At 72.5% G+C, this 23,601-nt stretch carries 17 protein-coding genes and 2 tRNA genes; 12 read left to right on the plus strand and 7 right to left on the minus strand.

Annotated elements, in window-relative coordinates:
• Positions 1-38 precede the first annotated feature (38 nt).
• Positions 39-233, minus strand: coding sequence for a hypothetical protein (locus RWE79_RS19265; protein ID WP_475941311.1), 195 nt, complete (start codon positions 231-233; stop codon positions 39-41).
• 60 nt (positions 234-293) lie between these two features.
• Between RWE79_RS19265 and RWE79_RS19270 the strand changes: the two genes are divergently transcribed.
• The 6 genes from RWE79_RS19270 (at position 294) to RWE79_RS19295 (ending at position 6,859) form a co-directional block, all read left to right on the plus strand.
• Positions 294-1,211: an aldo/keto reductase gene (locus RWE79_RS19270; protein ID WP_475941312.1), complete on the plus strand. Its 918-nt coding sequence runs from the start codon at positions 294-296 to the stop codon at positions 1,209-1,211.
• Between the two features lie 224 nt (positions 1,212-1,435).
• Entirely contained in the window at positions 1,436-1,870 is a 435-nt protein-coding gene (locus RWE79_RS19275) for a MarR family winged helix-turn-helix transcriptional regulator (protein ID WP_475941313.1), read from the plus strand.
• Between the two features lie 147 nt (positions 1,871-2,017).
• Positions 2,018-4,417, plus strand: a complete 2,400-nt coding sequence (locus tag RWE79_RS19280; protein ID WP_475945928.1) for an MFS transporter — start codon at positions 2,018-2,020, stop codon at positions 4,415-4,417.
• A gap of 159 nt (positions 4,418-4,576) precedes the next feature.
• Positions 4,577-5,395 (plus strand): YceI family protein, encoded by an 819-nt coding sequence (locus RWE79_RS19285; RefSeq protein ID WP_475941314.1) that lies wholly within the window; start codon positions 4,577-4,579, stop codon positions 5,393-5,395.
• A gap of 93 nt (positions 5,396-5,488) precedes the next feature.
• A complete protein-coding gene (locus RWE79_RS19290; RefSeq protein ID WP_475941315.1) occupies positions 5,489-6,361 on the plus strand; it encodes a calcium-binding protein in 873 nt (290 codons plus the stop codon).
• Positions 6,362-6,388: 27 nt separating this feature from the next.
• Positions 6,389-6,859 carry a PPOX class F420-dependent oxidoreductase gene (locus RWE79_RS19295; RefSeq protein ID WP_475941316.1) on the plus strand — a complete coding sequence of 157 codons (471 nt, stop codon included), beginning with the start codon at positions 6,389-6,391 and terminating at the stop codon, positions 6,857-6,859.
• 58 nt (positions 6,860-6,917) lie between these two features.
• On the opposite strand, the gene RWE79_RS19300 is transcribed toward RWE79_RS19295, so the two are convergent.
• From RWE79_RS19300 to RWE79_RS19315, 4 genes are read right to left on the minus strand one after another with little or no spacing between them, the layout of a single operon-like run.
• Complete coding sequence (locus RWE79_RS19300) at positions 6,918-9,509, minus strand: mannosyltransferase YkcB-related protein (RefSeq protein WP_475941317.1); 2,592 nt, start codon at positions 9,507-9,509, stop codon at positions 6,918-6,920.
• Positions 9,506-11,131 (minus strand): bifunctional glycosyltransferase family 2/GtrA family protein, encoded by a 1,626-nt coding sequence (locus tag RWE79_RS19305; protein ID WP_475941318.1) that lies wholly within the window; start codon positions 11,129-11,131, stop codon positions 9,506-9,508. The genes RWE79_RS19300 and RWE79_RS19305 overlap by 4 nt, the downstream gene beginning before the upstream one ends.
• 26 nt (positions 11,132-11,157) lie before the next feature.
• Positions 11,158-12,771 (minus strand): sensor histidine kinase, encoded by a 1,614-nt coding sequence (locus RWE79_RS19310; RefSeq protein WP_475945930.1) that lies wholly within the window; start codon positions 12,769-12,771, stop codon positions 11,158-11,160.
• Positions 12,772-12,805: 34 nt separating this feature from the next.
• Positions 12,806-13,558, minus strand: a complete 753-nt coding sequence (locus RWE79_RS19315) for a response regulator transcription factor (protein WP_475941319.1) — start codon at positions 13,556-13,558, stop codon at positions 12,806-12,808.
• A gap of 212 nt (positions 13,559-13,770) precedes the next feature.
• Between RWE79_RS19315 and RWE79_RS19320 the strand changes: the two genes are divergently transcribed.
• The 4 genes from RWE79_RS19320 to RWE79_RS19335 all read left to right on the plus strand — a co-directional run bounded on the left by RWE79_RS19320 (position 13,771) and on the right by RWE79_RS19335 (position 18,297).
• Entirely contained in the window at positions 13,771-14,637 is an 867-nt protein-coding gene (locus RWE79_RS19320) for a TIGR03620 family F420-dependent LLM class oxidoreductase (RefSeq protein WP_475941320.1), read from the plus strand.
• A 185-nt stretch (positions 14,638-14,822) separates the two neighbouring features.
• The gene (locus RWE79_RS19325) at positions 14,823-15,689 is read left to right on the plus strand and encodes an MEDS domain-containing protein (RefSeq protein ID WP_475941321.1); all 867 of its coding nucleotides are present in this window, start codon (positions 14,823-14,825) and stop codon (positions 15,687-15,689) included.
• 344 nt (positions 15,690-16,033) lie between these two features.
• Positions 16,034-16,567: a SigE family RNA polymerase sigma factor gene (locus tag RWE79_RS19330; RefSeq protein WP_475941322.1), complete on the plus strand. Its 534-nt coding sequence runs from the start codon at positions 16,034-16,036 to the stop codon at positions 16,565-16,567.
• Between the two features lie 77 nt (positions 16,568-16,644).
• Positions 16,645-18,297, plus strand: a complete 1,653-nt coding sequence (locus tag RWE79_RS19335; RefSeq protein WP_475941323.1) for a long-chain fatty acid--CoA ligase — start codon at positions 16,645-16,647, stop codon at positions 18,295-18,297.
• Positions 18,298-18,359: 62 nt separating this feature from the next.
• Here RWE79_RS19335 and RWE79_RS19340 read toward each other — a convergent pair whose 3' ends face one another.
• Positions 18,360-21,719: a response regulator gene (locus RWE79_RS19340; protein WP_475941324.1), complete on the minus strand. Its 3,360-nt coding sequence runs from the start codon at positions 21,717-21,719 to the stop codon at positions 18,360-18,362.
• Between the two features lie 295 nt (positions 21,720-22,014).
• On the minus strand, positions 22,015-22,479 hold the full coding sequence (locus RWE79_RS19345) for an SSI family serine proteinase inhibitor (protein WP_475941325.1): 465 nt from the start codon (positions 22,477-22,479) through the stop codon (positions 22,015-22,017).
• A gap of 198 nt (positions 22,480-22,677) precedes the next feature.
• Between RWE79_RS19345 and RWE79_RS19350 the strand changes: the two genes are divergently transcribed.
• Together RWE79_RS19350 and RWE79_RS19355 are read left to right on the plus strand one after the other, a co-directional pair.
• Positions 22,678-22,768: transfer RNA gene (locus tag RWE79_RS19350), tRNA-Ser, on the plus strand.
• A gap of 225 nt (positions 22,769-22,993) precedes the next feature.
• Positions 22,994-23,066: transfer RNA gene (locus RWE79_RS19355), tRNA-Arg, on the plus strand.
• The last annotated feature ends 535 nt before the right edge of the window (positions 23,067-23,601 follow it).

Here is a 23,601-nt window from a genome sequence, read left to right on the forward strand (position 1 = left end):
CGGGCGAGCGCCCGGTCACGCGGTCATGGGTTACGCGGTCACGCCAACGCGTACAGCGCCACGGCGGCGACCACCACGGCCACGGCGATGATGCCGACGACCAGTGCGGCCTTGTTGCCGCCGCCGGACTTCGCGGCGACCTGCTGCGGGGGCTGCTCGTCGACGAAGGCGCGGAACATCTGGGTGCTGCCGGCCGGGTCGTAGTTGTTCTCGGGGCTGCTGGGAGTGCTCATGGCCCGGAACCCTAGCGAAGAAGCGGAATGCGGGTCACCCCCGGGTTGTTCACGTCACACATGACACGCATCGGCAACTCCGATCTCGACGTCTTCCCGCTCGCCCTCGGCGCCAACGTGTTCGGCTGGACGGCCGACGAGCAGACATCCTTCGACGTCCTGGACGCGTACGCGGCCGCGGGCGGCAACTTCATCGACACCGCGGACCTCTACTCCACGGGACAGTCCGAGACGATCATCGGCAGATGGCTGGCCGCCCGGGGCAACCGGGACCGGATCCTGGTCGCCACCAAGGTCGCCCGGCACCCGGACTTCACCGGACTGCGGGCCGCCACGATCAAGGGCGCCGCCGAAGCCTCCCTGGCCCGCCTGGGCACGGACCGTATCGACCTCTACTACACGCACTTCGACGACCCCGAGGTCCCGGTGGAGGAGATCGTCACCGCCCTGGACGAGCTGGTCCGCGAGGGCAAGGTGCGCCATGTCGCGGCCTCCAACATCAGCCCGGAGCGGCTGGCGGAGTCCCTGGAGTTCGCCGAACGCGAGGGTCTGGCCTCGTACGTGGCGCTCCAGCAGCACTACAACCTGGTCGAGCGGGAGGGCTACGAGGGCCCGCTGCGCGAGGTCGTCGAGAAGCACGGGCTGTCCTCGGTGCCGTACTTCGGGCTGGCCAAGGGCTTCCTGACCGGGAAGTACCGGCCGGGCGGCGCGGCCGTGGACAGCCCCCGGGCGGACAGTGCCGGGCAGTACCTGGGCACCGGGCGCGGTCAGCGGGTGCTGGCGGCCCTGGACGAGGTGGCGGGCGGACGGGGCGCCGAGCCGGCCACGGTGGCGCTGGCCTGGCTGGCGGCGCAGCGCACGGTGGCGGCGCCGATCGCCAGCGCCAGGAACACCGAGCAGCTGACCGCACTGCTGGCGGTGGCCGATCTGAAGCTGACCGGGGTGGAGCTGGCACGGCTGAGCGAGGCCTCGGCCTGAGCGAGAGCCTCGGCCTGAGCGGCGCCCGAGCGCTGCCGGCCTGAGCTGGGCCCGAGCGCTGCCTGCCTGAGCGGGGCAATTCGTATGACGAGGCCCGCCTTCTTGACCGAAGGCGGGCCTGCCCTTTTGTAACTTTTTACCCGATGGAGCCCAAAACAATTTGCCTGCAGCAACCAACCACCTTTAAGGTTGCTCCAGGCAACTACAAGGAATCGGAGGCGGCCATGGCCACGCAGGAGCAGTTCGCGGAGCTCGCGAGCCAGATGCGTGCCACCGTCGCGGTCGTCCGCGGGATGGCCCGCAGCCTGCCTTCCGACTGCCAGTCGGCCTCGGTCGGCGTGCTGTCCGTGCTCAGCAGGCACGGCCAGATGCGCCTGAGCTCACTGGCCGAGGTGCTGGAGATCGACATGTCCGTCACCAGCCGCCATGTCGCGCACCTCGCGGAGCGCGGCTGGATCGAGCGGGCACCCGACCCGCTGGACCGGCGGTCCCGGCTGCTCCGGCTCACCCCGCTCGGCGACGCGGTCCTGCGCACCGCCCAGGACCATGTCGCCGGCGTGTTGGCGGACCGTCTGAGCGACTGGCCGGACGAGGACGTGGAACGGCTGACCGCCCTGCTGGGCCGGCTCAGGACCGGATTCTGCGAGCCCCGGCCGTAACCCCCGACCCGACCCCGACCCCGACCTCGACCTCAGCCCCGACCCCGTACAACCGCGTAACGACGCAAGAAGAGGATGACGATGGCTACAACCGCCACACCGACCGGTGTGCGGGGGACCGACGCGCACGGCAGTCACGCGGCCCCCATGTCGCACCGGCAGATCATGGAGGCACTGTCCGGGCTGCTGCTCGGCATGTTCGTGGCGATTCTGTCGTCGACGATCGTCACCAACGCACTGCCCGAGATCGTCGCCGACCTGAACGGCAGCCAGAGCGCGTACACCTGGGTCGTCACGGCCTCGCTGCTGGCGATGACGGTGACGACCCCGCTGTGGGGCAAGCTCGCCGACCTCACCAGCAAGAAGATGCTGGTGCAGATAGCCCTGATCATCTACGTCGGCGGTTCGATGGCCGCCGGGCTGTCGCAGAACCCCGGCATGCTGATCGCCTGCCGCGTGGTGCAGGGCGTCGGCGTCGGCGGTCTGTCCGCGCTGGCCCAGATCGTCATGGCGGCGATGATCTCGCCCCGTGAGCGCGGCCGTTACAGCGGCTACCTGGGCGCGACCTTCGCCGTCGCGACCGTCGGCGGCCCGCTGCTCGGCGGTGTCATCACCGACACCAGCTGGCTCGGCTGGCGCTGGTGCTTCTACGTCGGCGTGCCCTTCGCCGTCATCGCGCTGATCGTGCTGCAGAAGACCCTCAAGCTCCCGGTCGTCAAGCGGGACGTCAAGGTCGACTGGCTGGGCGCGTCCTTCCTGGCCGCCTCGGTCTCGCTGCTGCTGCTCTGGGTGACCTTCGCGGGCGACAAGTACGACTGGATCTCCTGGCAGACCTGGGCCATGATCGGCGGCGCGGTCGCCCTCGGCGGGGTCTTCCTCCTGATCGAGGCCAAGGTCGCGACCGAACCGATCGTCCCGCTGCGGCTCTTCCGCAACAAGACGATCACCCTCACCTCGATCGCCAGCCTCTTCGTGGGCGTCGGGATGTTCACCAGCACGGTGTTCCTCAGCCAGTACTTCCAGCTGGCCCGGGACAAGTCGCCGACCATGTCCGGCGTGATGACCATCCCCATGATCGGCGGGCTGTTCGTCGCCTCGACCGTCTCCGGCCGGTTCATCACCAAGACCGGCCGCTGGAAGGGCTGGCTGCTCGCCGGCGGCCTGCTCCTCACCGCGGGCCTCGGCCTGATCGGCACCATCCGGTACGACACCGAGTACTGGCAGATGGCGATCTACATGGTGCTCGTCGGCCTCGGCCTGGGCATGATGATGCAGAACCTGGTGCTCGCCACCCAGAACCAGGTGCAGCCGCACGAGCTCGGCGCGGCCAGCTCGCTGGTCACCTTCTTCCGCAGCCTCGGCGGAGCGGTCGGCGTCTCGGCGCTCGGCGCGGTGCTCTCCAACCGCATCACGCACTACGTCTCCGACGGCCTGGCCGACCTCGGCGTCAAGAGCACCGGCACCGGCAACTCCATCCCCGACCTGGACACGCTGCCGGCCCCGGTCCGCACCGTCGTCGAGAGCGCGTACGGACACGGTGTCGCCGACGTCTTCCTGTGCGCCGCGCCGTTCGCGCTCATCGGGTTCATCCTGGTGCTGTTCGTCAAGGAGGTGGCCCTGAAGTCGCACAGCGGCATGCAGCAGGCCGCCCAGGTCACGGCCGAGCCGGGCGACGCCCTGGAGGAGACCGCGCAGGCAGCCCTCGCACCGGTCCTCGCCCCCGCCGCCGAGCCCTTCGACGCGCCCTCCGCTGAGCCCTCCGCTGAGCCCGACGTGGCCGGCGGCACCACGGTGCACGGCCAGGTACGCGACTCCGACGGCACCGGCGTCACCCGCGCCACGCTCACGCTGATCTCCCTCACCGGACACCAGCTCGGCCGGGCCACCACCCGGGACGACGGCGCCTACACGCTCCAGGCCCCGGGCGCCGGATCGTACGTCCTCATCGCGGCCGCCGACGGCCACCAGCCGCAGGCGTCCACCGTGCTGGTCGGCGACGGGCCGGTCCCGTACGACGTGGTGCTCACCGGCACCAGCGGGCTGGCCGGTCAGGTGACCGACGCCGACGGCGGGCTGCCGGTCGGCGGGGCGATGGTCGTCGTCACCGATCTGCTGGGCGAGGTCCTGGCCACCGGCAAGAGCGACACCGACGGCTCCTTCGGCTTCGGCGAACTGCCCGCCGGGGACTTCACGCTCGCCGTCAACGCGGACGGCTACCGGCCGACCGCGGCCGTCGTGACGGTCGCCGGGCACGGCATCACCCGTACCGAGATCACGCTGCGGACCGGCGCCCAGGTACTGGGCACCGTACGCGGCGGCGCCGACCACCGGCCGCTGGCCGACGCCCGGGTCACCCTGGTCGACGCGGCCGGCAACGTGATCGGCACCGCCACCACGGGGTCGGACGGCGTGTACGCCTTCACCGACCTCGACAGCGGGGAGTACTCGCTCATCGCGAGCGGATACCCGCCGGTGGCCACCGCGCTCACCGTCGACGGACGCGGCGCGGAGGGCTTCGACGTGGAGCTCGACCACCCCGAGGGCTGACGCCCTCCACGGACAGCCGGTCCGTGCGCACAGCGGAGGCGCACGGACCGGCGGGGCCCGGCCGGACGGCCGGAGCAGGGGACGGCCGAGGCCGTCGCCGGCCGGGCCCCGTTCCCCGACCTCCCACCTTCCCCCAGCGGCAGAAAGCGAACGACAGTCATGGCCATGCGCGCCCGCATCCGCACCAAGGACGGATGGGCAGTCCCCCACGCCGTACTGACCGTCACCGACATGACGGGCCGGCAGGTCCTTCGTGAGGCCGCGGACGGCGAGGGCGCGGTAAGGACCGGCATCCTGGCGGCCGGGGCTTACACGGTGATCGTCACGGCGATCGGGTACCGCCCGGCCGCGCAGTCCGCGATCGTCACCGCGTCCGGCACCGCGGACCTGGGCACGCTCGTGCTGGCCCGCACCGGGGGCGTGGAGCTGCCGCCGCCGGGACCGTGGACCGTCGACCCGGCGCACTCCACCGTCAGCGCCGTGGCCCAGCACCTGGGACTGTCCAGCGTGCACGGGCGGTTCACCCGGTTCGGGGGCCGGATCGAGATCGCCGAGGACCCGCTGCGGTCGTCCGTGGAGGCCGTCATCGAGGCCGCCTCCATCGACACCGGCAACGCGACCCGCGACGGTCATCTGTGCTCCCCCGACTTCCTGGACGTCGGCGTCCACCCCGAACTGACGTACCGCAGCACCTCCGTCACCCCGGCCGGCCAGGACCGCTGGACCGTCCACGGCGAACTGGCCATGCACGGCGTGACCCGGCCGGTCGACCTGGACCTGAGCTACCTCGGCACGGGACCGGACCCGTGGGGCGGGATCCGGGCCGCGTTCCGGGCCGTGACGGAACTGCGGCGCGAGGACTTCCGGATGAACTACAACCAGGTCGTGCAGGCCGGCATCGCGGCGATCGGCACCACCCTGAAGGTGGAACTGGACATCCAGGCGATGCAGGGGGAAGTCCCGGTGGCCGCGGGCTGAACACTGCGCGGCGCGGGCAACGTGACGGCCGGGCGGTAGGTCCAACGGGTGACACACCCCACGACCTGGCCTCCAGCGAAGGGTCCGACCACCATGCGTACCTACCGCGTTCCCGGCACCGCCACAGCCACAACCACCGCCAGAGCCACCGCCATCGCACTCGCCCTCGGCACCGCCCTCACCACGGCCCTCGCCCTCGCCGCGCCCGCCACGGCGGCGGCTGCGGCCGCGGCTGCCGCGGGCAGTGCCTCCGCCTACGTCGACGGCGACAACACCGTCCACTACAAGGCCGCCGCCGGGCAGACCAACCACCTCACCGTCGGCACCGAGCCGGGCGGCGAGGACTACGTCATCACCTTCCGCGACCGCGTCGGGATCACCGCCGGCCCGGGCTGCGACCGTCCCGTCCCGGCCGACCTCACCTACGTCCGGTGCACCACCTCCGGTCACGGCATGTCCTCCGACGAGGACATCTACACCGTCGACCTCGGCGACCGCGACGACACCGCGGGCGTCGCCGCGAACAACTCCGCCTACGCCTCGATCCGCGGCGGCTCCGGCGACGACGTCCTGCTGGGTACCGAGTACGACGTCCTGTACGGCCAGGACGGCAACGACCGCATCGACAGCGGCGGCGGGGTCTGGGGCCTCGGCTCGTACGGCGGCGCCGGCCGGGACACCCTGACCGGCTGCTCCATGGCCTGCCACGGCGGCTCCGGCGACGACACCCTCACCGGCACCGACGGCAGAACCGGCAACGCCCTGTACGGGGACTCCGGCGACGACACCCTGCGCGCCCGGTCCGGGGCGGACGTCCTCTACGGCGGCAAGGGCGCCGACCGGCTGTACGGCGACCACGGCGACGACCGGCTGTACGGCCAGAGCGGCGACGACCGGCTGTACGGCGGTCAGGGCCGGGACACGCTCTCCGGCGGCCCCGGGCGCGACATCCTGCGCCAGGACTGACCCCGGCCCGCGTCGTAGGGTGCCCTCATGGCTGCCTACATCGCGACCAACACCACCGTGGGACTCGACCAGCTCCTGGAGTTCGTCCGCCCCCGCCACCGGGCCGTCCTGCTGACCACCCGTGCCGACGGGCGTCCGCAGGCCTCCCCGCTCACCTGCGGGCTGGACGACTCCGGCCGGCTGGTCGTCTCCACGTATCCCGAGCGGGCCAAGACCCGTAACGCGCGCCGCGATCCACAGGTCAGCGTGCTCGTCCTGTCCGACGAGTGGAACGGGCCCTGGGTGCAGATCGACGGCACGGCGGAGGTCCTGGACGTCCCCGGGTCCGTCGAACCGCTCGTCGAGTACTTCCGCAACATCTCGGGGGAGCACCCCGACTGGGCCGAGTACCGCGCGGCCATGCTCAAGCAGGGCAAGTCGCTGATCCGCGTCACGCCGGAACGCTGGGGGCCCATCGCCACCGGCGGCTTCCCGGCGCGCCTGGCGCCGGAGGAGTGAGACGGCGGTGGCCCGCCGGAGCCGGAGCTCCCGCGGGCCACCGCCGTCACGGGGAACGTCAGCTGGGATCGGTGAGGTCGTAGACGGTGACGCCGTCCACGGTCTTCTCGGTGAAGGCGGACGCGACCCAGGAGCTGATCTGGGTGCCGGTGCCGCTACCGCCCATACCGCCACCACCACCGCCGCCGCCGCTGCCGGAGGCGATGAAGTAGTGGATCCTGCCGTCCGTCACGTACTTCTTGAACTCGGCGAGGGTGGGGCTGGGGTCGCTGCCGTTGAAGCCGCCGATGGCCATCACCGGTTCCTCGGTGGCGAGCTGGTAACTGGCCGCGTTCTGGGAGCCGATGGTGGCGGCGGCCCAGGTGTACTTCGAGGCGTTCTTCTCCAGCAGCGCCTTCATCCGGCTGCTGACGCTGGCGCCGTTGAGCAGACCGCCCATACCGCCCGCGCCGCCCCGGGTGCCGCCTTCGGCGCCGCCCGTACCGCCCGGCAGGTTGCCGGTCGTACCGCCGGGACCGCCCTGCTGGGACTGGCCGTTCTGGCCCTGCCCCTGCTGCTGGTTCGGGCCGCCCTGGGTGCCGCCCTGGGTGCCGCCCTGCGCACCGCCGGGGAAGCCTCCCGTGCCGCCCTGGCCGCCCTGGCCGTTCTGGCCCTGCTGCTGGTTCTGGCCGCCCTGCGCACCGCCGGGGAAGCCGCCCTGGCCGCCGGTGCCGCCGTTGCCGCCCTGCGGGCCACCGCCGCCGCGCATGCCGCCGAAACCGCCCATGCCGCCCTGGACCGTCGGCCCGGCGGTCACGATGGAGCCGGAGTGACCGGTGTCGACGGTCTGGAGGGTGTACGCCAACGGACCACCCAGCGCGGCCGCGATGCCCAGGCCGGCCGACGCGAGCGCGAGCTGCCTGCCGAGCCGGACCGCGAGCAGCAGGCCGGCCGCGGCCAGTACACCGCCCACCAGGACCGCGTAACGCACCCCCGGGTACCAGTCCGAGGAACGGTTGAGCAGGACGTACGACCAGATGGCCGTGGCCGCGACCGTGACGGCCAGCACCACCGACGCCAGGACGGCGGGCCGGCGCTCCCAGAGCATCGTCGCGCCCATACCGACCAGCGCCGCGATGTAGGGCGCGAGGGCGATGTTGTAGTACTGGTGGAAGATGCCGGACATGAAGCTGAAGATCAGGAACGTGATGAGCATCGACCCGCCCCAGGCCAGGAAGGCGGCCCGCTGAAGGTCCGTGCGCTTCGCCCGCCAGGTCAGCCACAGCCCGGCGGTGAGCAGGATGAAGGCGGCGGGCAGCAGCCAGGCGATCTGGCCGCCCATGTCGGAGCTGAAGAGCCGGCCGATGCCGGTCTCGCCCCACATGCCGGTGCCGCCACCGCCGCCACCGCCGCCGCCGACCGAACCGGTCTCGTCGCCGGTGATCCGGCCGAAGCCGTTGTAGCCGAAGGTCAGTGACAGGAAGCTGTTGTCCTGGGAGCCGCCGATGTACGGGCGCGACGAGGCGGGCCACAGCTCGACGATGGCGACCCACCAGCCGCCCGAGACGACGATGGCGAGCCCGGCCCACAGGATCTGGACGAACCGCCTGCGCAGCGCGGCCGGCGCGCAGACGGCGTAGACCACGGCCAGCGGCGGCAGGATCAGCCAGGCCTGGAGGGTCTTGGTGAGAAAGCCCAGGCCGAAGGCGACACCGGCCAGGACGAGCCACTTGGTGCTCGCGTTCTCCAGCGCGCGCAGCACGCAGTAGACGGCCACGACCATCAGCAGGGCGAGCAGCGCGTCGGGGTTGTTGAAGCGGAACATCAGCGCGGCGACCGGGGTCAGCGCGAGCGCGCCGCCCGCGATGAGGCCGGCGGCGGCGCTGAAGCGGCGGCGTACGGCGGCGTAGAGGACCCCGACCGTCGCGACGCCCATCAGGGCCTCGGGGGCCAGGATCGCCCAGGAGCTGAGGCCGAAGACCCGGACGGACAGGGCCATCGGCCACAGGGCGGCCGGCGGCTTGTCGACGGTGATGGCGTTGCCGGCGTCGAGGGAGCCGAAGAAGAGGGCCTTCCAGCTCTTGCTGCCGGCCTGGACCGCCGCGGAGTAGAAGGAGTTGGCGTAGCCGGAGCTGCTGAGGTCCCACAGGTACAGCAGGGCCGTCACCAGCAGCAGTCCGAGGAAGGCCGGGCGGACCCAGGCCGCGTCCCCGGGGCGGCCGCGCCAGACCCGGACCGCGAAGCCGCGCGGGTCCCGGCCCTCGCCGTCACCGCCCTCGCCCTCGCCCTCGCCGGGCGGGGGGACGGTGCCGTCGCCGCCGGGGCCCGCGAGCTCCGGCTGTGCGTCGTCCACGGGCTCGTCGCCGGACTGGGCGGCGCCGGCACCGGGCTCGGCACCGGGCTCGGCACCGGGCTCGATACCGGGCTCGGTACCGGGCTCGATACCGGGCTCGGTACCGGGCTCGGCCACCGGCTCGGCCACCGGCTCGGCCACCGCGAGGGTCCCTGAGCCGGGCGGGGGCGCGTCCGTCGGTACCGGGGTGCGCCGGACACCGGCCGGAAGGTGGGCCGGGGGCGGCGGAACGGCGCCGCCAACGCCGCCGGGCGGCGCCGGAGGAAGTTCCTCCGGCGACCGCCAGGTGGGGGCCCCGTCGCTACGGGACGTGGTCATCGAATACTCCTCGGGTCGTGCTCGTGGGGGTCGATGGGCCGGATCCGCACCGTCTCGTCCCCGTACCCGGTCTGACCGCCGACCCGCCAGGGGGTGTCGCCCCGGGGGGCGTCGGCGTACGGGTGGGACTGCTCGGGCGGAAGGGCGGCGCTGTAGCCGTCGTGGCCGGCCGTGCCGCCGGACTGGCCGGAGGCGTACGGGTCGCTGCCGTACGAGTCGCTGCCGTACAGGTCGCTGCCGTACAGGTCGCTGCCGTACGGGTCGCTCTCGTACGGGGTTTCCGCGCGGACCCGCAGCGGGGTCACCTGCTGGACGGCGCGGCCGGCATCGGCGTACTCGTCGCCACCGGCGTCGGCCTCGCTCTGCGACGGGAAGACCCACGCCCGGAAGAGCAGGAAGCGGAGCACGGTCGCGGCGAGGTTGGCGGCGATGAGGACGGCGAGTTCGGTGCTCTGCGAGGGCTCGGCGTTGGCCGCGCCGAGGGCGGCGAGCGAGCCGCTGGTCAGGGCGAGGCCGATGGCGAACACCACGAGGCCCTGGGCCTGGTGGCGGACGGCCTTGTCCCGGCCGCGTACACCGAAGGTCAGGCGGCGGTTGGCGGCGGTGTTGCCGACGGCGGAGACCAGCAGCGCCAGCGCGTTGGCGAGCTGCGAGCCCATGCCGAGCCGGAAGAGCGAGAAGAGCAGCAGATACGCGAGCGTGCTGAGCCCACCGACCACGCAGAAGCCGACCAGCTGCCGGGCCAGACCCACCGGCACGTCGGCGATCTCCCGGTCGCGCGGATCGTCGCCGAAGGGGCGGCGCAGACGGTCCAGCGGCAGCCCACCGGTGGCCAGGGCCCGTCCGACGCGCAGCACGCCCTTGAGGTCGTCGGTCGCCGTCCTGACGATGTCCACCGTCGAGTCGGGGTCGTCGACCCAGTCGACGGGGACCTCGTGGATGCGCAGGCCGCCGCGCTCCGCGAGCACCAGCATCTCGGTGTCGAAGAACCAGCCGGTGTCCTCCACGAGCGGCAGCAGGCGCTCGGCGACGTCCTTGCGGATCGCCTTGAAGCCGCACTGCGCGTCGGAGAAGCGGGCGGCGAGCGAGCCGCGCAGGATGAGGTTGTAGGTGCGGGAGATGAACTCCCGCTTCGCTCCGCGCACGACGCGCGAGGAGCGCGCCAGCCGGGAGCCGATCGCCAGGTCGGAGTGGCCGGAGATCAGCGGGGCCACCAGCGGCAGCAGCGCGTTGAGGTCCGTGGACAGGTCCACGTCCATGTACGCCAGGACGGGCGCGTCGGAGGCGGCCCACACGGTGCGCAGCGCCCGCCCGCGGCCCTTCTGCTCCAGCCGGAAGGAGACGACCTCGGGTATCTCGGCGGCCAGCGCGCGGGCCACCGCGGGGGTGCGGTCGACGCTGGCGTTGTCGGCGATGGTCACCCGGAAGGGATAGGGAAAGGTCCGCGTCAGATGGGCGTGCAGTCTGCGCACACAACCCTCGAGATCCTTCTCCTCGTTGTATACGGGGATCACGACGTCGAGCACCGGCTCGGTCTGCGAGACCGCCAGGTGCTCTCGGGCGGGCAGCGTTCCCAGATCGCGGGACGACGTGCCGCTCGGCGGGAGCTGTTGAGTGCGCATACCAACTACATTGCGGCGGTGCCCTGTCATGAGGTTGTGGCCAGACTGAGGGTCAGCTGTGAGTGCGTTACGGGCAGATGAACCCTGAAGATCGTCTCCCCCGGCACGCTGCTGATGCTCACCCGGCCGCCGTGCGCACTGACCACCGCCTGCACGATGGCCAGTCCGAGCCCGGTGCTCCCGGCCGCGCGCGAGCGCGAGGCGTCACCGCGGGCGAACCGCTCGAAGACGTGCGGCAGCAGGTCCGGGGGAATGCCGGGGCCGTTGTCCGCGATCTCGACGACCACCTCGAAGTCGTCGGGCACCACGCGGGCCACCACGGTGGTGCCGGGCGGCGTGTGGGTACGGGCGTTGGCGAGCAGATTGGTCAGCACCTGGTGCAGCCGCTGCGGGTCGCCGAGCACGCACACCGGGTCGTCGGGCAGGTCGAGCCGCCAGCGGTGGTCCCGGCCCACCGCCCGCGCGTCGCTGACCGCGTCCACGACCAGCGGCGACATGTCGGTGGAGGCCAGGGCCAGCGGCCGGCCGGCGTCGAGCCGGGCGAGCAGCAGCAGATCCTCGACCAGGGTCGTCATCCGGGCGGCCTCCGACTCGATCCGGCCCAGCGCGTGCCGGGTGTCCGGGCCGATCTGCTCCCGGCCGCGCCGGGTCAGCTCGGCGTACCCGCGGATCGAGGCGAGCGGCGTGCGCAGTTCATGGCTGGCGTCGGCCACGAACTGCCGTACCCGGGTCTCGCTCTGGTGACGGGCGCCCAGCGCGGCGGCGACATGGCCGAGCATCCGGTTGAGCGCGGCGCCGACCTGCCCGACCTCGGTGCGCGAGTCGGTGTCGGAGTCGGGCACCCGGTCGTAGAGCGCCACCTCGCCCTTGTCCAGGCACAGTTCGGAGACCCGGGTGGCGGTGGCGGCGACCCTGCGCAGCGGGCGCAGCGAGTAGCGGATCAGCAGCGAGCCGGCCAGCCCGGCGGCGACCAGACCCGCGGCGGCGACCAGGGCCTCGATGGTGATGTAGGTGCTGATGGTGTCGTCCACGTCGCCGGTGGACAGGCCGATGACCGTGAAGCCGCTGCTCTGGCCGCTGCTGTGCACCAGCTGCACCCGGTAGGTGCCGTAGCCGGGGATGACGACGCTGTGCGTCCTGGCGTCCAGGGGTACGGAGGCGAACACCGCGAGCTGCGCGGCGGTGAACCGCTTGACCTGCATCGCGGTACCGGGGGTGGTCTGCGCGGCGATACCGGCGGAGGTGACCTCACGGTTGTCGGTGAGATGCGCGCCGACGATGCCGGGCTGAAGACCCGGACTGCGCAGGAAGCCCAGTTCGTCGGAGCTTTCCTCCTTCAGGCCGCTGCCGTTCTGGCCGGGCGCCTGCCCCTTGCCCGGGAGGTCCGAGAGCGGGCCCGCGGCACGGTCGGAGACGGCCGAGACCTGGTCGTCGAGCTGGGCGTAGAGATACGACCGCAGCGAGATCGTCGTGACCGCGCCGATGACCGCGCAGACCACCGCGATCATCGCGATGGACGACACCACCAGACGCGTCCGCAGTGACCAGCGCCGCCGCGACCGGTGGCCCGGCCGGCGACCTGAGCGGGGCCCGGAACGGTGGCCCGGACGGGACCCGGAGGAGTGACCGGGCAGCGGCATGGCGCCGTGCAGCACTTCGGCTGTCACGACGACGTCACACCACTTCGCCCGGCTTGATCAGGTAGCCGGCACCGCGCCGCGTGTGGATCATCGGCGGGCGCCCGGCGTCTATCTTGCGCCGCAGATAGGAGATGTAGAGCTCGACGACGTTGGCCTGGCCGCCGAAGTCGTACGACCAGACGCGGTCCAGGATCTGCGCCTTGCTGAGCACCCGGCGCGGGTTGCGCATGAGGTAGCGCAGCAGCTCGAACTCGGTGGCCGTGAGGTGGATGCCGGTACCGCCGCGGCTGACCTCGTGGCTGTCCTCGTTGAGTACGAGATCACCGACGACCAGCAGCGACTCCGTACGGGCGGCGGCCGCGCCGGAGCGGCGCAGCAGACCGCGCAGCCGGGCCACGACCTCTTCGAGGCTGAACGGCTTGGTGACGTAGTCGTCGCCGCCGGCGGTCAGGCCGGCGATACGGTCCTCGACCGCGTCCTTGGCGGTCAGGAAGAGCACCGGCACGTCCGGCGACTCGCGGCGCAGCCGCGCCAGCACTTCCAGGCCGTCCATGTCGGGCAGCATGACGTCGAGCACGACGGCGTCCGGCCGGAGATCCCGGGCGGAACGGAGCGCGTCGGTGCCGTTGCCTTCGGTGTGGACTTCCCAGCCCTCGTAGCGCAGGGCCATGGAGAGCAGGTCTGCGAGCGCCGCCTCGTCGTCGACGACGAGCACCCGGACGGGGGAGCCGTCGGGGCGGGTGAGGTCAGCTGTTGCGGGAGATGAGGACGCGGTCATGGCGGTCATCCTGTGAGGCCCGTCTGAGAGGAGACTGTTCTCCATCTGTGAATTTCCTGAGAAAAGCCTGTCCCTCGCCGGTGCAGACTTTGAGCAGAGGCTAGGACCTCCACATGAGAGAGGAATGAAGGATTTCTGAAGGAGTGCCCCCGACCGGAACAGACCGCGCCGGGCGCCGGTTGGCACCACTGACGTCGGACGACGAGCACCCGGGGAGCACGATGCACGAGTCGGTGGGCCGGTACGGGATCTGGAGCAGCGCGCTGCGGTCGGAGGACCCCGAAGGGGCCGGTGAGCGCGCCGAAGCCGCCGCCGAGCTGGAGGAGTTGGGCTACGGGGCGCTCTGGCTGGGCGGCAGCAGCGGTGTCGAGCACGCCGCCCCGCTGCTGGCGGCGACCTCCTCGGTGACCGTCGCGACCGGCATCCTCAGCATCTGGTCGTACGAGGCCGGGGAGACCGCCGCCCGCGTCGCCGGGCTCGAATCGGCCCACCCGGGGCGCTTCCTGCTGGGCCTGGGGGTCAGTCACGCCGCTCTCGCCGGGGAGCGGTACCGGCGCCCGTACGCGGCGATGACCCGGTATCTGACGGAGCTGGACGCCCTGGGCGTGCCCGCCGGGCGGCGGGTGCTGGCGGCGCTGGGTCCGCGGATGCTGGAGCTGTCGCGGGACCGGGCGGCCGGCGCGCACCCCTATCTCGTCACGCCCGAGCACACCGCCGCGGCGCGGGCGGCCCTGGGCTCCGGCCCGCTGCTCGCGCCGGAGCTGGGCGTGATCCTGGAGTCCGACCCGGAGCGGGCCAGGACGGTCGCCCGGGACACCCTGGCCCTGTACCTGGGGCTGCCGAACTACACCAACGCCTGGCTGGGCCTGGGCTTCACGGGGGACGACCTCGCCGGCGGCGGCAGCGACCGACTGGTCGACGCGCTGTTCGCCTGGGGTGACGAGGACCGGGTCCGCCGCCGCGTCGACGACTTCCGCGCGGCCGGCGCCGACCATCTCGCCCTGCAGCTGCTGGAGCCCGGCCGGAACCGCGGCACCGAACTGCCCCGGGCCGGCTGGCGGCGGCTCGCGGAGGTCCTCGCGGGCTGAGGTCCTCGCGGGCCGAGGTCTTTGCGGGCCGAGGTCTTTGCGGGCTGATGATCGGACCGGAAGTCCGTACAGGTCTCGCTCCCTGACGAGACATCAGCAAACAACCGCAGCCAGAATGCGGCCGACTGCGGTCAAAGGCGATCGGGGGGCGGACGGCGCACCACACCGGGGCGTACGTTCGCGGCATGGACAGCGGCACCGCCCCCCGCGCGGTCTCGGTCGACCGGATGGCCTCCGGCGACCATGCCTGCCTGGGATTCGACGACGACGCCGCGCGGTGGGAGATCCGCGCGGCGTTCGCCGGTATCGGGCTGTCGCGGGGCGAGCGGGTGATGTTCTTCACCGACCCGCGGACCGGCGCGGAAGAAACGGTCCACCGGCTGACCCGGCTCGGCGTCCGGGCCGGCCGGGCACTGGCGGAGGGCAGCCTGGTCGTCGTCGACGAGACCCCCGGCTACGACCAGGGCGCCGGCTTCGGGCCCGAGGACCGCGCCGCGACCTGGGCCGAGGTCGCCGAGGCCGCCCACCGCGAGGGGTACCCCGGTATCCGCGCCGTGGGCGACATGTCCTGGGCGCTGCGGCCGGACCTCGACCACGACGGCCTGGTCGCGTACGAGGCCTCCCTCACCCCGGTCTTCGCCCGCATCGGCTTCACCGCCATCTGCGAGTACGACCGCCGCCGCTTCACCCCCGAACTCCTCGGACGCGTCTCGGCCGCCCACCCCGCGACCGTCCTGCAGTGCCTGGACGCCCTGCGCGTCGAGCACAGCGACGGCATCCTGTCGATGAGCGGTGACGCCGACCTCGCCACCCGCGCCGAGTTCGAGTTCGGCCTGCGCGAGGCGTTCGACGCCCCCACCGGACCGCCCCGCATCATCGACCTCAGCGAACTGGCCTTCATCGACGCCCACTGCGCGGCGACCCTGGTACGCCGGGTCACCGGCCTGGAGCCCTCGGCGCGGCTGGTGCTGCGCTGCCCGCCACTGCACGCGCGCATGCTGCGGCTGTGCGGGGCTACCGAGGTGCCGCAGCTCTACGTCGTCGAGCTGTGACGGCAGACGGCAGACGGGAGACAGCCGCGCCCCGACCCGACCCGACAACGAAGACCCCGACGACCCCGACGACCTCACCGGCCTCACCCGCCCTCGCGCAGACGGCGCTCCCGGCCGGCGGCCCGCACCATGGCCGGGGCGGCGCACCGGCAATGCGCGCGAGGGACACGGCGGCCGCCGGCTGCACAAACCGCAACCGGCTGGACGCCCCGGTGGCGATCGTCTCGGGGTAGGGGTCAGCCCACGGGAGGTGGAGACAGCCCCCGGCCTACAACTTGAGGGTGATCCCGCTTCGGCACCTCCGGCGGATCCCCCGGGGCCCGGCCCGCTCATAGCGTGGAGACATGACCACGCCAGTGTGCACAGCCGAGTTCGCCGGCTCCGAGCGCTACGAGTTCACCAGCTACGTACGGACCAAGGGCCCGGCGCTGCTGCGCACCGCGCGCTCGCTCACCCCGAACCCGAGCGACGCCGAGGACCTGCTGCAGACCGCGCTGACCAAGACCTACCTGGCGTGGGAGCGCATCGACGACCACCGCGCACTGGACAGCTATGTGCGCCGCACCCTGGTCAACACCCGCACCTCGCTGTGGCGCAGGCGCCGGGTCGACGAGTTCTCGACCGACGAACTCCCCGAGCCGGCCGCGGCCCGGTGCCCGGACGACGGCGCCGAGCAGCAGGCGCAGCGCGACGCGATGCTGCGCGCGATAGCCCGGCTGCCCGCCCGGCAGCGGGCGATGGTCGTCCTGCGGTACTACGAGGACATGAGCGAGGCGCAGACCGCGGAGGCCCTCGGGGTGTCCGTGGGCACGGTGAAGAGCGCGGTGTCGCGCGCACTGTCCAAGCTACGCGAAGACCCCGAATTGCTCGTCAGGTAGTGACATACCGCTCGGTATGCCAGCACAATCACGGGAAGGCTACCCTCGCGTAGGCGCTTCAATGAGGAGGCATCCCCGTGCTGAGCACGATGCAGGACGTACCGCTGACAGTGACCCGCATTCTGGTGCACGGCACCACCGTTCACGGGGCTTCCACGATCACCACCTGGACCGGACAGGGCGCGCCACAGCGCCGTACCTTCCGGGAGACCGGGCTGCGGGCGGCACAGCTGGCCAACGCGCTGCGCGACGGGCTCGGCGTCCAGCGCGACGAGCGGGTTGCCACCCTGATGTGGAACAACGCCGAGCATGTCGAGGCCTATCTCGCCATCCCCGCGATGGGCTCGGTCCTGCACACCCTGAACCTGCGGCTCCCCGCCGACCAGCTGGTCTGGGTCGCCAACCACGCCGCCGACCGCGTCGTGCTGGTCAACGGCTCGCTGCTGCCGCTGCTGGCGCCCCTGCTCCCGGCGATGGAGTCGGTGGAGCACGTGGTCGTGGTCGGGCCCGGTGACACCACGCTGCTGGAGGGCTGCCGTCCCGCCGTCCACGAGTACGAGTCGCTGATCGGCGGCCGCCCCACCACGTACGACTGGCCGGAGCTGGACGAGCGCGAGGCCGCCGCCATGTGTTACACCTCCGGCACCACGGGCGACCCGAAGGGCGTGCTGTTCTCGCACCGGTCGATCTATCTGCACTCGATGCAGGTCAACATGGCCGAGTCCTTCGCGCTCACCACCGCCGACACCACGCTGCCCATCGTCCCGATGTTCCACGTCAACGCCTGGGGCATCCCGCACGCCGCCTTCATGACCGGCATCAACCTGCTGATGCCCGACCGCTTCCTGCAGCCCGGCCCGCTCGCCGAGATGATCGAGACCGAGCGCCCCACCCATGCCGCGGCCGTCCCCACCATCTGGCAGGGCCTGCTGGCCGAACTCGCCGTCAAGGCGCGTGACATCTCCTCACTGGGCGCGGTCGTCATCGGCGGCTCCGCCTGCCCGCCCTCCCTGATGAAGGCCTTCGAGGACAAGCACGGCGTGAAGGTCTGCCACGCCTGGGGCATGACCGAGACCTCACCGCTGGGCACCATCGCGCACCCCCCGGCCGGCCTCACCCCGGAGGAGGAGTGGTCCTACCGGATAACGCAGGGCCGCTTCCCGGCGAGCGTCGAGGCACGGCTCACCGGCCCGGACGGCGAACAGATGCCCTGGGACGGCGAGTCGGCGGGCGAGCTGGAGGTGCGCGGACCCTGGATCTCCGGCGCGTACTACGGCGGCGCCGGCGGCGACCCGATCCGGCCCGAGGACAAGTTCAGCCCCGACGGATGGCTGCGGACCGGAGACGTGGGCACGATCACGCCCGACGGCTATCTGACCCTCACCGACCGGGCCAAGGACGTCATCAAGTCCGGCGGCGAGTGGATTTCGAGCGTGGAGCTGGAGAACCACCTCATGGCCCACGCCGATGTCGCCGAGGCCGCAGTGGTGGCCGTCCCCGACGAGCGCTGGGGCGAACGGCCGCTGGCCACCGTGGTGCTGAAGGAGGGCGCCACGGCCACGTACGAGTCGCTGCGCTCCTTCCTCGGCGAGCGGATCGCGCACTGGCAGCTGCCGGAGCGGTGGGCGATCATCCCGGCCGTGCCGAAGACCTCGGTCGGCAAGTTCGACAAGAAGGTCATCCGGCGGGACTACGCGGACGGCAAGCTGGACGTGACCAGGCTGGGCTGAGCCGCGCCCGAGCCCACGCCGCGGGTGGGGCGGCCCGGATCCGGGCCGCCCCACCCGCGGCGTCAGGAACCTATCTTGCTGAGCAGATCGACGATCCGGCCCTGCACGTCCAGGCTCGTCGAACGCTCCGCCAGGAACAGCACCGTCTCACCGGAGGCCAGTTTCGGCAGCTCGGCCGGATCGATGTCCACGGAGGTGTAGACGACCAGCGGGGTGCGGTTGAGCGTCCCGTTGCTGCGCAGCCAGTCCACGATGCCGTGCCGGCGCCTGCGCACCAGCATCAGGTCCATGACCACCAGGTTGGGGTGCACCTGCGAGGCGATCGTCATCGCGTCCGCCTCGGAACCGGCCTGCGCGACCTGCATCCCGCGCCGCTCCAGGGTGCCGGTGAAGGCGTTCGCGATGGGCTGGTGCGCCTCGACCAGCAGCACCCGCGGCGGATGCTGGTCGCTGTCGCGCGGCGCCAGCGCCTTGAGGAGTACGGCGGGATCGGCACCGTACGCGGCTTCGCGCGTAGCCTGCCCCAGCCCGGCGGTGACCAGCACCGGAACCTCCGCCTGGGCGGCGGCCTGGCGCAGCGACTGCAGGGCGGTACGGGTGATCGGCCCGGTCAGCGGATCCACGAAGAGCGCGGCGGGCGGATCGGCGACCTGCGCGTCGACCTCTTCGCGGGACCGTACGATCACCGGCCGGTACCCCCGGTCGGTGAGCGCCTGCCGGGTCGAGACATCCGGCTCGGGCCACACCAGCAGCCGGCGCGGCTCCTCCAGCCCGGGTACGCCCTCGTCGGTCACGTCGACCGCGCCGTTCGGGCCGTCCAGCGGCTCAGGGCCCTCGTCGCCCTCGGCGGGTGCCCCTATGGCATAGGCCCGTCCAGGGGTCTGGAGTTGGGGCTGCTGTTCCGGCACCGCCGGATGCGGACGCGCCTCGCTCTCGGCACTCGGGCCTCCCGGGGCGCTCTGGGCGGGGGTGCCGAGCTTGCGGCGGCGGCCACTGGGCGCGCCGCCCTGCGTCTGCTCGGCGATCTGCTGGGCGAAGGCGACACCCTGGCCGAGGGTGTGGACGCTTATGGCCCGCCCCTGGGTGTCGTGCTGCGGCTGGGGATGCGGCTGCGCCTGGGTGTGGGCCTGCGGTTGGGACGGCGGCTGCGGCTGGACCATCGGCTGGGGTTGGGGCTGCGGTTGCGGCTGGGGCTGCGGCTGCTGGGGGACCAGCGGCTGGGGGGCGCGCTGGGTCTGCTCCGGGATCTGCGGCTGCGGCTGCGGCTGCGGCTGAACCGGCTGCGGCGTGACGACCTGAAGCTGGGGCTGCGGCTGGCGTTGCGGCTGGACCGGCTGCGGCGCGGCTTCGAGTTCCAGGGCGGCCGGACGCTGCTCGGCCGGCGTCGGGAGCTTGCGCGGGTCCACGATCGCGGAGGGCCGCTGCGCGGACCCGGTCGCCTCGGGCCACTCCGGCTGTGTCGCTTCCGGGGCGCGCCGGCGGCCGCTGGGCGGGCCCGGGGCCTCCCGTACGTCGGCGGCTGCCGGAGGCAGGGCGGGCAGGGCGTTCGGCGCGCTGTCCCCCGCGGCGGGCCGCCGGGCGCGGCGGCCCGAGGGCTGCGGCTCGGGCTGGGCGGAGCCCCCCGGCTGCGCCGCCTGCGCGGGCAGCGCGGGCGGCATGGGACGTGCGGGCTGAGCGACCTGCGCGGGCAGGGCGGGCAGAGCGGCCTGGGGGAGCGGCTGTTCCGGTGCCGCCGCGGCCTCGGTGTCCGCGGGCTGGCGCAGCGCACGCCGCCGGCCGCTCGGGGCCTCCGGCTCCGCCACGGCCACCGCACCCCGGGCCTGCGCCGCGGGCAGGGCCGCCTGCGCGTCCTCCACCGACTGCCGCTGCGCGGGCGGCGCGGACTTCGTCCCCGTACCGCGCACCGGCTCGACCGGCACCGGCATGACCGTCGTCTCCGACTCCCGCGGCGGCATGCGCATCGACGTGGTGGCGTCCTTGCCGGGACCTACCGGCACCTCCAGCACGTACGCGCTGCCCTGTCCGGGCACCGCGTGGGTCTGCAGCACGCCGCCGTGCCGCTCCACGATGCCGCGCGCGATGGGCAGATGGACCGGGTCGCCGCCCGCGTGCGGGCCGCGCACCTCGATGCGTACGACATCGCCGCGCTGCGCGGCGGCCACCACGATCGTGGAGTCGGTGCCGCCGGGCAGCACCGGGATGTTCCCGGCCGCGTCGACCCCGGCGACATCCGCGATGAGGTGCGAGACGGCCTGCGCGAGCCGGTCGGCGTCCACCGTGGCCTCTATCGGCGGCGCGTGGACCGCGTACTGCGCACGGCCCGGACCGATCAGCTCGACCGCGCCCTCGACACCCGCCGCCACGACCTTGTCCACCGAGGTGGTCTCACGGGCCAGTTTGTCGTCGCCCCGGTCGAGCCGCTGGAAGGCCAGCACATTGTCGATCAAGGTCGTGATGCGGGCGTACCCGGCGGCGAGGTGGTGCAGTATCTGGTTGGCCTCGGGCCACAGATGCCCGGCCGGGTCGGCGGCCAGGCCGACCAGCTCACCGCGCAGCTCGTCGATCGGCCCGCGCAACGAGTCGCTCAGCACCGCCTGGAGCTGCGCGTTCCGCGCCGCCAGCGCGTCGAAGCGGGTCCGGTCGGTGAAGGTCATGACCGCCCCGACCAGCTGCTCCCCCTCCCGCACCGGGGCCGTCGTCAGGTCCACCGGCACGGCCCGGCCGTCCTTGCGCCACAGCACCTGGCCGCGCACCCGGTGCTTCAGCCCGCTGCGCAGCGTCTGGGCGAGCGAGGTCTCCTCGTACGGCAGCGCGGAACCGTCCGCGCGCGAGTGCTGGATCAGCGGATGCAGTTCCTGCCCGCCCAGGTCGGTGGCCCGGAAACCGAGGATCTGCGCGGCCGCCGGGTTGACCAGCACCACCTTGCCGTCGGTGTCGACCCCGACCACGCCCTCGCTCGCCGCCCGCAGGATCATCTCGGTCTGCCGCTGCTGCCGGGCCAGTTCGGCCTCGGTGTCGAGGGTGCCGGTGAGATCGCGGACGACCAGCATCAGCAGCTCGTCACCCGTATAGCTGTAGGTCTCCGCGAAGGGTGTGCGGGCGTCGTCGAGATTCGCGCTCGTGACCTCCACCGGAAAATCAGTGCCGTCGGTGCGGCGGGCGACCATCCGGGTCGGCTTCGTACGTCCGTCGTCGTCGTCCGGACGCCGCATGGAGCCCGGGATCCGCTTGGAGTCGAAGGCCGGGAGAAGGTCGAGCAGCCCCCGGCCCACGAGCGCCGTTCCGGGGGACTCGAAGGTCTCCAGGGCTATCGAATTGGCGTTGACGACCGTGCCGTTGGCGTTGACCAGGAGCAGCGCGTCCGGCAGGGCGTCCAGTATTGCCGCGAGGCGAGCAGCGCCTCGGGATGGCCTGCTGCTCACGAGACGCGTCCTCCCTGATTACCGCATGTGCCGCACACCGCCCGGGGTGCTGTCCGTAGGCGGTGGCGGCCTATCTTGCCGCTGAGCCCCTGGGCGTGTCACTAGAGCGAGTGTACGGGCAGTGGTTGGGCGAGCGGTCGCGGATACTCATGTCCCTTACGAGACGGAAGGGTTCGGGCCCACTTAGCGGAATTGTGGCGTCCGTCACTTCCGGGCTCGTCCCGTTTTGTCCCGACCGCTCCGGCCTCGCCCCGGCCCGTCCGGCTACGCCCCACTGATGCCGGTTCGCCCCGGCTCATCCCGGCTCGCTCTCCGCCCCTTCCACGTCCTTACGGCGGGGCAGCGGCAGCACCGGAGCCATCTCCTTCCACCTGGCCGCCTCGCAGCCGTTCGTCCGGTTGTAGCGCGCGTCCACCGGCGCGCCCAGCCACGACCCCGTCACCGTCGCCTTCTGCGGACCGCCGTAGAGCATCGTGCACAGCTGACCCTCCCCCGCCGGGCCCACCGGACCGCCCAGCTCGTCCAGCCGCCCGCACGCTCCCTCCGCGTCCGGATGCGTACCCCCCGTCGGATGGCACTCCAGCACATACGTGGCCACCTGCCCGGCCCCGTCGTCCACCGTCACCACCAGCCGGTCCCCCCGCGCGGCACCCGGCACCCCCTCGGCCGCCACGGCCCCCGCCGCCCCGCCGCCGGCCAGCGACAGCCCCGCGACGAACACACCACTCAGCATCATCCGGATCATTCGGGTCGTTCCCATGCCACGTTCCCTACCGCACCACCCCCCGGCGCCCCCTCGATCCACCCGATCGTGGGCGCGCCGCCCCCACCCGCACCCCGCACCCGGCGGAACGCCTTTGCCGAGCCCGCACCAGGCCGAGTAATCTGGTCAGCGATTGGTGACAGCCCACCCGGCTGTGCCATCATCTGCACACACCCGCTCTCGCGCGGGCGTGCTGGAGGCTTCGCCTAGTCCGGTCTATGGCGCCGCACTGCTAATGCGGTTTGGGTTTTAAAACCCATCGAGGGTTCAAATCCCTCAGCCTCCGCTCTCCAGCCCGGAAGCCCCGGCCGATCACCGGCCGGGGCTTCCGGCGTTCCCGGGCCCGCCAAGGAGCCCCGCACGCCTGCCCCGCTCCCCGCCCCACACGGCCGCTTCCGCAGCCGTTTCCGCAGGCCACGCCGGGCGCACTCAATGGATTTCACCTCACGCCGCAGGTCATGTAATGTTGTTCCCGCAACGCCGACCGGCCAGAAAACGCCGGGAAGCACAAGCACTCGTAGCTCAACGGATAGAGCATCTGACTACGGATCAGAAGGTTGCAGGTTCGAATCCTGCCGAGTGCACAGCAGCTCAGAGGCCCCCCGGATGTTGATCCGGGGGGCCTCTCGCATTCCGGAACGGCAGGAGAAGCGGAGAGGCCGCCGATCATGAACCGCCCGGGCGACGCCGCGCACCTCGTCTGCGGTCGAGCATGACCATCACCTGCTCCGAAGGCCGGCTCAGGAATCGCACCACATCGTTGTGCACCACGTACCACCCGGGGTTCACCCATCCGCGTTCCTTGTCCACAAGCCCTGGACCTCTCTCGCTGTAGACATACCGCGAGTAGCGGCGGAGGAGAGGGCCGCCTGCCACGAGAAGGACCGGAGCCAGCGCCAGGGCGCCGACCGTGGCACAGAGACGAGCCGTCCGGGAAGTCGCGACGCCAATCCGCATGACCGCAGCCTGCCATGGCGTCTCCCCGGCGAGGGTGACGGCCTCCGCGCGAACGCGGCTGATCCATCCGGTCAGGCTTGGACCGGAAGGTGGCGGGTTCGGATCCTGCCGGGTGGACGGCGGGCCGGAGCCCCTCGGGGGCGGGCGTCCTGAGGGGCTCCG

The organism is Streptomyces sp. RLA131 (assembly GCF_056270125.1).

What these genes read in the sequence shown, in the direction of transcription:
- RWE79_RS19285 (WP_475941314.1), top strand. Translation starts at nt 4,577, where the DNA reads ATGGCCATGCGCGCCCGCATCCGCACCAAGGACGGATGGGCAGTCCCC.
- RWE79_RS19290 (WP_475941315.1), top strand. Translation starts at nt 5,489, where the DNA reads ATGCGTACCTACCGCGTTCCCGGCACCGCCACAGCCACAACCACCGCC.
- RWE79_RS19310 (WP_475945930.1), bottom strand. Translation starts at nt 12,771, where the DNA reads ATGCCGCTGCCCGGTCACTCCTCCGGGTCCCGTCCGGGCCACCGTTCC.
- RWE79_RS19300 (WP_475941317.1), bottom strand. Translation starts at nt 9,509, where the DNA reads ATGACCACGTCCCGTAGCGACGGGGCCCCCACCTGGCGGTCGCCGGAG.
- RWE79_RS19315 (WP_475941319.1), bottom strand. Translation starts at nt 13,558, where the DNA reads ATGACCGCCATGACCGCGTCCTCATCTCCCGCAACAGCTGACCTCACC.
- RWE79_RS19275 (WP_475941313.1), top strand. Translation starts at nt 1,436, where the DNA reads ATGGCCACGCAGGAGCAGTTCGCGGAGCTCGCGAGCCAGATGCGTGCC.
- RWE79_RS19295 (WP_475941316.1), top strand. Translation starts at nt 6,389, where the DNA reads ATGGCTGCCTACATCGCGACCAACACCACCGTGGGACTCGACCAGCTC.
- RWE79_RS19330 (WP_475941322.1), top strand. Translation starts at nt 16,034, where the DNA reads ATGACCACGCCAGTGTGCACAGCCGAGTTCGCCGGCTCCGAGCGCTAC.
- RWE79_RS19345 (WP_475941325.1), bottom strand. Translation starts at nt 22,479, where the DNA reads ATGGGAACGACCCGAATGATCCGGATGATGCTGAGTGGTGTGTTCGTC.
- RWE79_RS19325 (WP_475941321.1), top strand. Translation starts at nt 14,823, where the DNA reads ATGGACAGCGGCACCGCCCCCCGCGCGGTCTCGGTCGACCGGATGGCC.
- RWE79_RS19265 (WP_475941311.1), bottom strand. Translation starts at nt 233, where the DNA reads ATGAGCACTCCCAGCAGCCCCGAGAACAACTACGACCCGGCCGGCAGC.
- RWE79_RS19280 (WP_475945928.1), top strand. Translation starts at nt 2,018, where the DNA reads ATGTCGCACCGGCAGATCATGGAGGCACTGTCCGGGCTGCTGCTCGGC.
- RWE79_RS19305 (WP_475941318.1), bottom strand. Translation starts at nt 11,131, where the DNA reads ATGCGCACTCAACAGCTCCCGCCGAGCGGCACGTCGTCCCGCGATCTG.
- RWE79_RS19270 (WP_475941312.1), top strand. Translation starts at nt 294, where the DNA reads ATGACACGCATCGGCAACTCCGATCTCGACGTCTTCCCGCTCGCCCTC.
- RWE79_RS19320 (WP_475941320.1), top strand. Translation starts at nt 13,771, where the DNA reads ATGCACGAGTCGGTGGGCCGGTACGGGATCTGGAGCAGCGCGCTGCGG.